Genomic DNA, 12,423 nt, shown 5'->3' on the forward strand with positions numbered 1-12,423 from the left:
GGGGCCTTAGGACATGGGACTCGAAGAAAAGCTGCCGAGCGGCTTCCTGCTGACCACCGTCGAGCAGGCCGCGGGCTGGGTGCGCAAGGCGTCCGTCTTCCCGGCCACCTTCGGCCTCGCCTGCTGCGCCATCGAGATGATGACCACCGGTGCCGGCCGGTACGACCTGGCGCGCTTCGGCATGGAGGTCTTCCGCGGCTCACCGCGCCAGGCCGACCTGATGATCGTCGCCGGCCGGGTCAGCCAGAAGATGGCGCCGGTGCTCCGCCAGGTCTACGACCAGATGCCCAACCCGAAATGGGTGATCTCCATGGGCGTCTGCGCCTCCTCGGGCGGCATGTTCAACAACTACGCGATCGTCCAGGGCGTCGACCACATCGTCCCGGTCGACATCTACCTGCCGGGCTGCCCGCCCCGCCCCGAGATGCTGATGGACGCGATCCTCAAGCTCCACCAGAAGATCCAGTCCTCCAAGCTCGGCGTCAACGCCGAGGAGGCCGCCCGAGAGGCTGAGGAGGCGGCGCTCAAGGCCCTGCCCACGATCGAGATGAAGGGGCTGCTGCGGTGAGCGACGCGAACGGCAACGGCACGGGCGGAGTGAACGGGTCCGCGAACGGGGTGAACCCCGAAAAGGACCTCTCCGCCTCCAACCTCCCCGGCCAGCGCGGCCAGGGCGGCGAGGAGATCCGCGTCCAGCGCGGCATGTTCGGCGCCAACAACGGCGGCGACACCTCCGGCTACGGCGGCCTGGTCCGCTCGGTCCGGCTCCCGGGACCGGCGAGCCGCCCCTACGGCGGCTGGTTCGACGAGGTCGCCGACGAACTGGAGGGCGCCCTGGAGGAACAGGGCCTCCTCCCCGGCAACGCCATCGAGAAGACGGTCGTCGACCGCGGCGAGCTCACCTTCCACATCGAACGCGAACACCTGCTCCGCGTCGCCCGAACCCTGCGCGACGACCCGGCCCTGCGTTTCGAGCTCTGCACCGGCGTCAGTGGCGTCCACTACCCGCACGACAAGGGCCGCGAACTGCACGCCGTCTACCACCTGCGCTCGATCACCCACAACCGGCTGATCCGCCTCGAAGTCAGCGCCCCCGACGCCGACGCGCGCATCCCGTCCCTCGTCCCCGTCTATCCGACGAACGACTGGCACGAGCGCGAGACCTACGACTTCTTCGGAATCCTCTTCGACGGTCACCCGGCCCTGACGCGGATCATGATGCCGGACGACTGGCAGGGCCACCCGCAGCGCAAGGACTATCCCCTCGGCGGCATTCCCGTCGAGTACAAGGGCGCCCAGATCCCGGCTCCGGACCAGCGGAGGTCGTACTCGTGAGCACGCAGTCAGCATCCGCCGCGTCGGCCGCCTCGGCGCGCGAGACCACCGAGGGCACCGTATACACGGTCACCGGTGGCGACTGGGACGAGGTCGTCCAGTCCGCGACCCGCGCCGACGACGAACGCATCGTCGTCAACATGGGTCCCCAGCACCCGTCCACCCACGGAGTGCTCCGTCTGATCCTGGAGATCGAGGGCGAGACGGTCACCGAGGCCCGCTGCGGCATCGGCTACCTCCACACCGGCATCGAGAAGAACCTCGAGTACCGCACGTGGACGCAGGGCACCACCTTCGTCACGCGCATGGACTACCTGACGTCCTTCTTCAACGAGACCGCCTACTGCCTCGCCGTCGAAAAGCTCCTCGGCATCGAGGACGAGATCACCGAGCGCGCCAAGATCATCCGGGTGCTCCTGATGGAGCTGAACCGGCTCTCCTCCCACCTGGTGTGCATCGCCACCGGCGGCATGGAGCTCGGCGCCACCACGATCATGATCTACGGCTTCCGTGATCGTGAAATGATTCTCGACCTCTACGAGCTCATCACGGGCCTCCGGATGAACCACGCGTACATCCGCCCCGGCGGACTCGCCCAGGACCTGCCGCCCGGCGCCGTGGACCAGATCCGCGAGTTCGTGAAGAAGATGAAGAAGAACCTCCCGGAATACGACAAGCTCGCCACCGGGAACCCCATCTTCAAGGCCCGCATGCAGGACATCGGCTACCTCGACCTGGCCGGCTGCATGGCCCTCGGCGCCACCGGCCCGATCCTGCGCTCCACCGGCCTGCCGCACGACCTGCGCAAGGCGCAGCCGTACTGCGACTACGAGACGTACGACTTCGAGATCCCGACCGCCGACAGCTGCGACGCCTACGGCCGCTTCCTGGTCCGTCTGGAGGAGATGCGCCAGTCGCTCGGGATCGTCGAGCAGTGCCTGGACCGGCTCCAGCCCGGCCCGGTCATGGTGGCCGACAAGAAGATCGCCTGGCCCGCCCAGCTCGCCCTGGGACCGGACGGACTCGGCAACTCCCTCGACCACATCAAGAAGATCATGGGCACCTCCATGGAGGCCCTGATCCACCACTTCAAGCTCGTCACCGAGGGCTTCCGCGTCCCGCCGGGACAGGCGTACGCGGCCGTCGAGTCCCCCAAGGGCGAACTCGGCGTGCACGCCGTCTCCGACGGCGGCACCCGCCCCTACCGGGTCCACTTCCGCGACCCGTCCTTCACCAACCTGCAGGCCATGGCGGCGATGTGCGAAGGCGGCCAGGTCGCCGACGTCATCGTCGCCGTCGCGTCCATCGACCCCGTGATGGGAGGCGTCGACCGGTGACCACCTCTTCTTCGGAGCGGGGCGTCAGCCTGGGCATGCCCGAACTGCCCGCGCCCGCCTACCCGGACGACGTCCGGGCCCGGCTGGAGGCGGACGCGCGCGAGGTCATCGCGCGCTACCCGGACTCACGGTCCGCCCTGCTCCCGCTGCTCCACCTCGTGCAGTCCGAGGAGGGCCATGTCACGCGCACCGGAATGCAGTTCTGCGCGGACATGCTGAACCTGACCACGGCCGAGGTCACCGCCGTCGCCACCTTCTACACCATGTACCGCCGCAAGCCCTCCGGCGACTACCAGGTGGGCGTGTGCACCAACACGCTGTGCGCGGTGATGGGCGGAGACGCGATCTTCGAGACGCTCCAGGAACACCTGGGCGTCGGCAACGGCGAGACCACCGACGACGGCAAGGTCACCCTGGAGCACATCGAGTGCAACGCGGCCTGCGACTACGCGCCGGTCGTGATGGTCAACTGGGAGTTCTTCGACAACCAGACGCCGGGCAGCGCCAAGCGCCTGGTCGACGATCTGCGCGCGGGACGGCCCGTACAGCCCACGCGCGGGGCGCGGCTGTGCACGTTCAAGGAGACCGCGCGGATCCTGGCCGGCTTCCCCGACGAGCGGCCCGGGGCCGTCGAGGAGGGCGGCGGTGCGGGACCCGCGTCGCTGGTGGGCCTTCGCCTGGCAAGGGGAGAGGCCGCACCCGCACGCGTGGTCCATCCGCGCGGAGGTCCCCACGAGGAACCGCAGGACAGGGTGCACGAGCCGTCGCCGGCCGAGCACCTCAGTTCCCATGACGCGCCGCAGGAGACATCGGCCTCCGACCCGGCTCACCCCGCAGGGCCTACTGCAGAGGAGGGGGAGTGATGACCGTGGCACCCGAACTGAAGGACTCGAGCCCCGAGAAGCTGCTCGCACCCGTGCTGTCGGCCTTCTGGGACGAGGACCGGTCCTGGACTCTGGACGTCTACCGGAGGCACGAGGGGTACGAGGGGCTCCGCAAGGCGCTCGCCATGTCCCCGGACGACGTGATCGCCTACGTCAAGGAGTCCGGGCTGCGCGGCCGCGGCGGCGCGGGGTTCCCGACCGGAATGAAGTGGCAGTTCATTCCGCAGGGTGATGGAAAACCGCACTATCTAGTTGTCAACGCCGACGAATCGGAGCCCGGGACCTGCAAGGACATCCCGCTCCTCTTCGCGAACCCGCATAGCCTCATCGAGGGCATGGTGATCGCGTGTTATGCCATCAGGTCGTCGCATGCCTTCATCTATCTGCGTGGTGAAGTCGTCCCCGTTCTGCGGCGGTTGCACGAGGCCGTGCGCGAGGCCTACGCGGCGGGCTACCTCGGCGAGAACATCCTGGGCAGCGGACTCGATCTCCAGATCACCGTGCACGCCGGCGCCGGCGCGTACATCTGCGGTGAGGAGACCGCACTGCTGGACTCGCTCGAAGGCCGCCGTGGTCAACCGCGGCTCCGTCCCCCCTTCCCTGCGGTGGAAGGCCTCTACGCCTGTCCGACTGTTGTGAACAACGTCGAGTCGATCGCGTCGGTTCCCGCGATCCTGAAAAACGGGAAAGACTGGTTCAGGTCGATGGGCAGCGAGAAGTCCCCGGGCTTCACGCTCTACTCGCTCAGCGGCCACGTCGCGAGCCCCGGCCAGTACGAGGCGCCCCTTGGCATCACGCTCCGCCAGCTCTTCGACATGAGCGGCGGCATGCGGCCCGGCCACCGCCTGAAGTTCTGGACACCGGGCGGCTCCTCGACGCCGATGTTCACCGACGAGCACCTCGACGTCCCCCTCGACTACGAGGGCGTCGGCGCCGCCGGCTCGATGCTCGGCACCAAGGCCCTGCAGTGCTTCGACGAGACGACCTGTGTGGTGCGGGCGGTGACCCGCTGGACCGAGTTCTACGCCCACGAGTCCTGCGGCAAGTGCACGCCGTGCCGGGAAGGTACGTACTGGCTGGTGCAGTTGCTGCGGGACATCGAGGCCGGCAAGGGCGTCATGTCCGACCTCGACAAGCTGAACGACATCGCCGACAACATCAACGGCAAGTCCTTCTGCGCCCTCGGCGACGGCGCCGCGTCCCCGATCTTCTCCTCGCTGAAGTACTTCCGTGAGGAGTACGAGCAGCACATCACGGGCCGGGGCTGCCCCTTCGACCCGGCCAAGTCGACGGCCTGGGCGGACCGCCCGGAGGTGAACGCATGACCGTGACCACCAGTGCTCCCGCCGGTGGGGGAGAGGCGGCGGTCCCGCCGGAAGACCTCGTCACGCTGACGATCGACGGCATCGAGATCAGCGTGCCCAAGGGCACCCTGGTCATCCGGGCCGCCGAGCAGCTCGGCATCGAGATCCCCCGGTTCTGCGACCACCCCCTGCTCGACCCCGCCGGTGCATGCCGTCAGTGCATCGTCGAGGTCGAGGGCCAGCGCAAGCCCATGGCGTCCTGCACCATCACCTGCACCGACGGCATGGTGGTGAAGACCCAGCTCACCTCGCCGGTCGCCGAGAAGGCCCAACGCGGCGTGATGGAGCTGCTGCTCATCAACCACCCGCTGGACTGCCCCGTCTGCGACAAGGGCGGCGAGTGCCCGCTGCAGAACCAGTCCATGTCGCACGGCAGTGCCGAGTCCCGCTTCGACGGCAAGAAGCGCACCTACGAAAAGCCCGTACCGATCTCCACGCAGGTGCTGCTCGACCGCGAGCGGTGCGTGCTGTGCGCCCGCTGCACCCGGTTCTCCAACCAGATCGCGGGCGACCCGATGATCGAGCTGATCGAGCGGGGTGCGCTGCAGCAGGTCGGCACCGGCGAGGGCGACCCGTTCGAGTCGTACTTCTCCGGCAACACCATCCAGATCTGCCCGGTCGGCGCGCTCACCTCGGCGGCCTACCGTTTCCGCTCCCGCCCCTTCGACCTCGTCTCCTCGCCGTCGGTGTGCGAGCACTGCTCCGGCGGCTGCGCCACCCGCACCGACCACCGGCGCGGCAAGGTCATGCGGCGGCTCGCCGCCAACGACCCCGAGGTCAACGAGGAGTGGATCTGCGACAAGGGACGCTTCGCGTTCCGGTACGCGCAGCTCAAGGACCGCCTCGACAGCCCCCTGGTGCGCAACGCCGACGGCGTCCTGGAGACCGCGTCCTGGCCCGAGGCCCTGGATGCGGCCGCGCGGGGCCTCACCGCGGCCCGCTCCCGGGCCGGCGTCCTCATCGGCGGTCGGCTCACCGTCGAGGACGCCTACGCGTACAGCAAGTTCGCGCGGGTGGCGCTCGACAGCAACGACATCGACTTCCGCGCGCGCGTGCACAGCGGCGAAGAGGCCGACTTCCTGGCCTCGCGGGTGGCCGGGCACGGCCGTGACCTCGACGGTACGGGTGTCACGTACACCTCCCTGGAGAAGGCGCCCGCGGTCCTGCTGGTCGGTTTCGAGTCGGAGGAGGAGGCGCCCGGCGTCTTTCTGCGGCTGCGCAAGGCCTGGCGCAAGCGCAAGCAGAAGGTGTTCGCGCTGGCCACGCACGCGACCCGGGGCCTTCAGAAGGCGGGCGGCACCCTGCTGCCGGCCGCGCCCGGCACCGAGACCGAGTGGCTGGACGCCCTCGCGAGCGGTGTGGGTCTGGAGGCGCCCGGCACCCGCGCCGCCCAGGCCCTGCGCGCCGAGGGCTCGGTCATCGTCGTCGGTGAGCGGCTCGCCGCGGTCGCCGGCGGCCTCACCGCCGCCGTACGCGCCGCCACCGCGACCGGCGCCCACCTGGTGTGGATCCCGCGCCGGGCCGGTGAGCGCGGCGCCGTCGAGGTGGGCGCGCTGCCGTCGCTGCTGCCGGGCGGCCGCCCGGCGACCGACCCGCGCGCACGGGAGGAGGTCGCGGCCGTGTGGGGCCTCGCCGAACTCCCGTCGCGCTACGGCCGCGACACCCACCACATCGTCGAGGCAGCCGCCACCGGCGAACTGTCGGCGCTCGTGGTGGCCGGGGTGGAGGTCGCCGACCTGCCCGACCCGGCACGCGCGCGTGAGGCACTCGACAGCGTCGGCTTCCTGGTGTCGCTGGAACTGCGGCCCAGCGAGGTCACCACGCACGCAGATGTCGTCCTGCCGGTCGCCGCGGTCGCCGAGAAGGCCGGCACGTTCCTCAACTGGGAAGGCAGGGTGCGCTTCTTCGACGCCGCCCTCAAGCCCGACCAGATGACCCGCAGCCCGGCACCGACCGACGCGCGCGTGCTGCAGATGCTGGCCGATGCCATGGACGTCCACCTGGGCCTGCCGGATCTGCGCACCACACGCGCGGAAATCGACCGGCTCGGCCCCTGGGACGGTCCGTGCGCCTCCGAACCCCAGGAGTCGGCGGGCGCGCTGCCCCGTCCGGCCGCCGGCGAGGCCGTACTCGCCGGGCACCGGCTCCTCCTCGACCAGGGCGTCCTCCAGGAGGGCGACGAGGCGCTCGCCGGAACCCGGCACGCCGCACACGCGCGCGTGTCGGCGGCGACGGCCGCCGAGGCGGGCGTCCAGGAGGGCGACGTCCTCAAGGTCACCGGCCCCTCCGGCACCGTCGAACTCCCGCTGCGGATCACCGAGATGCCCGACCGGGTGGTCTGGCTTCCGCTGAACTCCGTCGGCGCGGGCGTCGCCTCCGACACCGGCGCACAGCCCGGCTCACTCGTCCGCATCGGCCCGGCGGCACCCGCCGAACAGGCCCCCAAGGAGGTGGAGGCATGAGCCCGTACCTCGCAGCTGAAGACCTCTCGATGTTCGGCCGCGACCCGTGGTGGCTGGTCGTCGTCAAGGCCGTGTTCTGCTTCGCCTTCCTGATGGTGACCGTGCTGTTCTCCATCGTCTGGGAGCGCAAGGTCGTCGCCTGGATGCAGCTGCGCATCGGCCCGAACCGGCACGGTCCCTGGGGCATGCTCCAGTCGCTCGCCGACGGCGTGAAGCTGATGCTCAAGGAAGACATCATCGTCAAGCGCGCCGACAAGGTGGTGTACGTCCTGGCGCCGATCGTCGCGGCCATCCCGGCCTTCATGGCGATCGCGGTGATCCCCTTCGGCCCGGCCGACAACGAGATCTCGATCTTCGGCACGCGCACCACGATGCAGCTCACCGACCTGCCGATCGCGCTGCTCTACATCCTCGCGGTCGCCTCCGTCGGCATCTACGGCATCGTGCTGGCGGGTTGGAGTTCCGGATCCACCTACCCGCTCCTCGGCGGCCTCCGCTCCTGCGCGCAGATGATCTCCTACGAGATCGCCATGGGCGCCGCGTTCGCCTCCGTGTTCCTGTACTCGGGGTCGATGTCGACGTCCACGATCGTCGCGCAGCAGCACGACCGCTGGTACATCCTGCTGCTGCCGGTCTCGTTCATCCTCTACATCGTCACGATGGTCGGCGAGACCAACCGCGCACCCTTCGACATGCCGGAGTCCGAGGGCGACCTGGTCGGCGGCTTCAACACCGAGTACTCGTCGATCAAGTTCGCGATGTTCATGCTCGCCGAGTACGTGAACATGGTGACGGTGTCGGCCGTGTCGACCACGCTGTTCCTCGGTGGCTGGCGCGCCCCCTGGCCGATCAGCTCCTTCTGGCAGGGCGCGAACCACGGCTGGTGGCCGCTGCTCTGGTTCGTGATCAAGGTGCAGCTGCTGCTGTTCTTCTTCATCTGGCTGCGCGGCACGCTCCCTCGCGTGCGCTACGACCAGCTGATGAAGCTCGGCTGGAAGGTCCTCATCCCGGTCTCCGTGACCTGGCTGATGCTGGTGGCGACCGTACGGGCCCTGCGCAACGAGCACTACGACTTCCCGAGCATCGCGCTGCCCGTCGTGGGCGGAGTGCTCGCCCTGCTGCTGATCTCCTTCGTCGCGGACATGTTCCGGGAGAAGGCCAAGGCGGCCGAGCAACCTGCCGCCGAGCAGACCGGATTCGACCCGATGGCGGGCGGATTCCCCGTACCGCCGCTGCCCGGACAGGAACTGCCGCCGGTGCCCAGGCGCCGCCCGCGCCACGAGCGGGAGCTGATTGTCAGTGGTGGGTCGGACACTGTCAGTGACGGATCTTCGGATGGAAAGGAGGCGTCCGATGGCTGAGGAGCCCAAGGAGACCAAACCCGGTTTCCTGAACCCCGTGGCCGGCTTCGGCGTGACCTTCAAGGCCATGTTCAAGAAGCGGCTGACCGAGCAGTACCCGGAGCAGAAGAAGACCACGGCTCCGCGGTTCCACGGACGGCACCAGCTCAACCGCCATCCGGACGGCCTGGAGAAGTGCGTCGGCTGCGAGCTGTGCGCGTGGGCGTGCCCCGCCGACGCCATCTACGTGGAGGGCGCCGACAACACCGACGAGGAACGCTACTCGCCGGGCGAGCGGTACGGCCGCGTCTACCAGATCAACTACGCCCGCTGCATCCTGTGCGGCCTGTGCATCGAAGCGTGCCCCACGCGCGCGCTGACGATGACCAACGAGTTCGAACTGGCCGACTCCAGCCGCGCCAACCTCATCTACACCAAGGAACAACTCCTCGCCGGACTCGAAGAGGGCATGGTCGACACGCCGCACGCGATCTTCCCCGGGACCGACGAGCAGGACTACTACCGGGGCCTCGTCACCCAGGCCGCGCCCGGCACGGTCCGCCAGGTCGCCCTGTCCAAGGGCGAGGTGCCGCAGGAGGCCGCGTCCACCTTCGGCGAGGAGGAGCCGGCCTCGGAGAAGGTGATCGGCCAATGACCGCACAGCTCGCCGCCTACACCACCTCCACCGGTGAGGCCTTCCAGTTCTGGGTCCTCGGCACCGTCGCGGTGATCGGCGCCCTGTGCACCGTCTTCATGAAGAAGGCCGTGCACAGCGCGCTCTCCCTCGCCGGGACCATGATCGTCCTGGCCGTGTTCTACCTCGCCAACGGCGCCTACTTCCTGGGCATCGTGCAGATCGTCGTCTACACCGGCGCGATCATGATGCTGTTCCTGTTCGTGGTGATGCTCGTCGGCGTCACGGCCGCGGATTCGCTGAAGGAGACCATCAAGGGCCAGCGCTGGCTGGCCCTTCTGTGTGGCGTCGGCTTCGGTGTCCTGCTGCTCGCCGGCATCGGGAACGCCTCCCTCAAGGAATTCGCCGGCACGGGCCAGGCGAACGCGAACGGCAATGTGGAGGGCCTCGCCTCCCTCATCTTCACCAAGTACGTCTTCGCCTTCGAAATCACCGGTGCCCTGCTGATCACGGCCGCCGTCGGCGCCATGGTGCTCACCCACCGCGAGCGCACCGAGCGCGCCAGGACCCAGCGCGAGCTGTCCGAACAGCGCGTCCGCGAGGGCAAACACGTGCCGCCGCTGCCCGCCCCCGGTGTCTACGCCCGGCACAACGCCGTCGACATCGCGGGCCTGCTGCCCGACGGCACGCCGTCCGAGCTGACCGTCAGCAAGACACTGCGCGAACGCGGCCAGATCCGCGACGTGTCGGCGGAGGCGCTCAACGACCTCCGGGCACTGGAGCAGCGGGCGCAGGAACGCCTGGAGCGCAAGGCGATCGAACCGGCGACGTTCAAGCGGCCCGAGGAGGCGACGAAGTGAACCCGGTCAACTACCTCTACCTCGCCGCCCTTTTGTTCACGATCGGCGCGACCGGCGTACTGATCCGGCGCAACGCCATCGTGGTCTTCATGTGCATCGAGCTGATGCTGAACGCCTGCAACCTCGCGTTCGTCACCTTCTCCCGGATGCACGGCAACCTCGACGGCCAGATCATCGCCTTCTTCACGATGGTCGTCGCCGCCGCGGAGGTCGTGGTGGGCCTCGCGATCATCGTGTCGCTGTTCCGTACCCGCCACTCGGCCTCGGTCGACGACGCCAGCCTGATGAAGCTGTAAGGGGTCGGAAGAATCGTGGAGAACCTGATCGCGCTGCTCATCGCGGCGCCCCTGCTCGGAGCGGCCGTCCTCCTGGTCGGCGGTCGGCGCCTGGACCGCGTCGGCCACTGGATCGGCACGCTGCTCTCGTTCGTCTCCTGCGCCATCGGCCTCGTTCTCTTCGCCGATCTGCTCGGCAAGGGAGCCGAACACCGGACCTTGATGCAGCACCTGTTCAGCTGGGTCCCGGTCGCCGGTTTCCAGGCGGACGTCACCTTCCGCCTGGACCAGCTGTCGATGACGTTCGTCCTGCTCATCACGGGCGTCGGCTCGCTGATCCACCTGTACTCGGTCGGGTACATGGAGCACGATGAGCGGCGCCGCCGCTTCTTCGGCTACCTGAACCTGTTCCTCGCGGCGATGCTGCTGCTCGTCCTCGCCGACAACTACCTGCTGCTGTACGTCGGCTGGGAAGGCGTCGGACTCGCCTCGTACCTGCTGATCGGTTTCTGGCAGCACAAGCCCAGCGCCGCGACGGCAGCGAAGAAGGCCTTCCTGGTCAACCGGGTCGGCGACATGGGCCTGTCGATCGCGATCATGCTGATGTTCGCCACCTTCGGCACCTTCGCCTTCGGTCCGGTCCTCAGCCACACCGGCGACACCTCCGAGGGCAAGCTCACCGCCATCGGCCTGATGCTGCTCCTCGCCGCCTGCGGCAAGTCCGCCCAGGTGCCGCTGCAGTCCTGGCTCGGTGACGCCATGGAGGGCCCGACCCCGGTCTCGGCCCTGATCCACGCGGCGACGATGGTGACCGCGGGCGTGTACCTCATCGTCCGCTCCGGAGCCATCTTCAACGCGGCCCCCGACGCCCAGCTGGCCGTCACCGTCGTAGGCGCTGTCACACTCCTCTTCGGTGCGATCGTCGGTTGCGCGAAGGACGACATCAAGAAGGCACTGGCCGGGTCGACCATGTCCCAGATCGGCTACATGGTGCTCGCCGCGGGCCTCGGCCCCATCGGCTACGTCTTCGCGATCATGCACCTGGTGACGCACGGGTTCTTCAAGGCCGGGCTGTTCCTCGGCGCCGGCTCCGTCATGCACGGCATGAACGACGAGGTCGACATGCGCAGGTACGGCGGCCTCAGGACGTACATGCCGGTCACCTTCGTCACCTTCGGCCTCGGCTACCTCGCCATCATCGGCTTCCCCGGCCTGTCCGGCTTCTTCTCCAAGGACAAGATCATCGAGGCTGCCTTCGCGAAGGGCGGCACCGAGGGCTGGATCCTCGGCGGCGCGGCCCTGCTGGGCGCGGCCATCACCGCCTTCTACATGACGCGGGTGATGCTGATGACGTTCTTCGGCGAGAAGCGCTGGCAGCCGGACGAGAACGGCAACGAGCCGCACCCGCACGAGTCCCCGAAGGTCATGACGATCCCGATGATCGTGCTGGCCGTGGGCTCCGTCTTCGGCGGCGCCTTCTTCAGCATCGGCGACCGCTTCCTGCACTGGCTGGAGCCGGTCACCGGGCACAGCGAAGGACACTCCCCGGTGAGCGCCTGGACGGTCACCGGGGCGACCATGGTCTGCCTGGTCATCGGCGTCGGCATCGCCTGGGCGCAGTACGGCCGCAGGCCCGTCCCGGCAGTCGCCCCGCGCGGCTCCCTGCTCACCCGCGCGGCCCGCCGTGACCTGCTCCAGGACGACTTCAACCACGTGGTCCTGGTACGCGGCGGCGAGCACCTGACGCGCTCCCTGGTCTACGTCGACCACACCCTGGTCGACGGCGTCGTCAACGGAACGGCGGCCGGTTTCGGCGGCCTGTCCGGACGGCTCCGCCGGATCCAGAACGGCTTCGCCCGCTCCTACGCGGTCTCGATGTTCGGCGGTGCGGCACTTCTGGTCGCCGCGACCCTGCTGATGAGGGCGGTCTGA

11 protein-coding genes are annotated in these 12,423 nt (G+C 68.9%); all 11 read left to right on the forward strand.

Translation table 11 applies throughout. The annotated features are described in order from the left end of the window. Positions 1-13: 13 nt before the first annotated feature. From ACWC2T_RS18130 to nuoL, 11 genes are read left to right on the forward strand one after another with little or no spacing between them, the layout of a single operon-like run. Positions 14-568: a NuoB/complex I 20 kDa subunit family protein gene (locus ACWC2T_RS18130; RefSeq protein WP_007383964.1), complete on the forward strand. Its 555-nt coding sequence runs from the start codon at positions 14-16 to the stop codon at positions 566-568. Next, on the forward strand, positions 565-1,335 hold the full coding sequence (locus ACWC2T_RS18135) for an NADH-quinone oxidoreductase subunit C (RefSeq protein ID WP_450671324.1): 771 nt from the start codon (positions 565-567) through the stop codon (positions 1,333-1,335). Before ACWC2T_RS18130 ends, ACWC2T_RS18135 begins: the two co-directional genes overlap by 4 nt. Then, positions 1,332-2,672, forward strand: a complete 1,341-nt coding sequence (locus ACWC2T_RS18140; RefSeq protein ID WP_450671325.1) for an NADH-quinone oxidoreductase subunit D — start codon at positions 1,332-1,334, stop codon at positions 2,670-2,672. Before ACWC2T_RS18135 ends, ACWC2T_RS18140 begins: the two co-directional genes overlap by 4 nt. Beyond that, positions 2,669-3,535, forward strand: coding sequence for an NADH-quinone oxidoreductase subunit NuoE (gene nuoE / locus ACWC2T_RS18145; protein ID WP_351211265.1), 867 nt, complete (start codon positions 2,669-2,671; stop codon positions 3,533-3,535). Before ACWC2T_RS18140 ends, nuoE begins: the two co-directional genes overlap by 4 nt. Then, complete coding sequence (gene nuoF / locus ACWC2T_RS18150; protein WP_450671326.1) at positions 3,532-4,881, forward strand: NADH-quinone oxidoreductase subunit NuoF; 1,350 nt, start codon at positions 3,532-3,534, stop codon at positions 4,879-4,881. Before nuoE ends, nuoF begins: the two co-directional genes overlap by 4 nt. Then, positions 4,878-7,382, forward strand: coding sequence for an NADH-quinone oxidoreductase subunit G (locus tag ACWC2T_RS18155; RefSeq protein WP_450671327.1), 2,505 nt, complete (start codon positions 4,878-4,880; stop codon positions 7,380-7,382). Before nuoF ends, ACWC2T_RS18155 begins: the two co-directional genes overlap by 4 nt. Continuing rightward, a complete protein-coding gene (nuoH, locus tag ACWC2T_RS18160; protein ID WP_450671328.1) occupies positions 7,379-8,743 on the forward strand; it encodes an NADH-quinone oxidoreductase subunit NuoH in 1,365 nt (454 codons plus the stop codon). Before ACWC2T_RS18155 ends, nuoH begins: the two co-directional genes overlap by 4 nt. Continuing rightward, positions 8,736-9,377: an NADH-quinone oxidoreductase subunit NuoI gene (gene nuoI, locus ACWC2T_RS18165; protein ID WP_450671329.1), complete on the forward strand. Its 642-nt coding sequence runs from the start codon at positions 8,736-8,738 to the stop codon at positions 9,375-9,377. The genes nuoH and nuoI overlap by 8 nt, the downstream gene beginning before the upstream one ends. Then, positions 9,374-10,216, forward strand: coding sequence for an NADH-quinone oxidoreductase subunit J (locus tag ACWC2T_RS18170; RefSeq protein ID WP_450671330.1), 843 nt, complete (start codon positions 9,374-9,376; stop codon positions 10,214-10,216). The genes nuoI and ACWC2T_RS18170 overlap by 4 nt, the downstream gene beginning before the upstream one ends. Further along, the gene (nuoK, locus tag ACWC2T_RS18175; RefSeq protein WP_023547474.1) at positions 10,213-10,512 is read left to right on the forward strand and encodes an NADH-quinone oxidoreductase subunit NuoK; all 300 of its coding nucleotides are present in this window, start codon (positions 10,213-10,215) and stop codon (positions 10,510-10,512) included. Before ACWC2T_RS18170 ends, nuoK begins: the two co-directional genes overlap by 4 nt. A 15-nt stretch (positions 10,513-10,527) precedes the next feature. Beyond that, positions 10,528-12,423, forward strand: coding sequence for an NADH-quinone oxidoreductase subunit L (nuoL, locus tag ACWC2T_RS18180; RefSeq protein WP_450671331.1), 1,896 nt, complete (start codon positions 10,528-10,530; stop codon positions 12,421-12,423).

It is taken from the genome of Streptomyces sp. NPDC001393, from assembly GCF_053597455.1.

Bases quoted from the DNA above. Each gene is read 5' to 3' on its own strand.
- ACWC2T_RS18155 (WP_450671327.1), top strand. From the start codon at position 4,878: ATGACCGTGACCACCAGTGCTCCCGCCGGTGGGGGAGAGGCGGCGGTC.
- ACWC2T_RS18130 (WP_007383964.1), top strand. From the start codon at position 14: ATGGGACTCGAAGAAAAGCTGCCGAGCGGCTTCCTGCTGACCACCGTC.
- nuoH (WP_450671328.1), top strand. From the start codon at position 7,379: ATGAGCCCGTACCTCGCAGCTGAAGACCTCTCGATGTTCGGCCGCGAC.
- nuoI (WP_450671329.1), top strand. From the start codon at position 8,736: ATGGCTGAGGAGCCCAAGGAGACCAAACCCGGTTTCCTGAACCCCGTG.
- ACWC2T_RS18170 (WP_450671330.1), top strand. From the start codon at position 9,374: ATGACCGCACAGCTCGCCGCCTACACCACCTCCACCGGTGAGGCCTTC.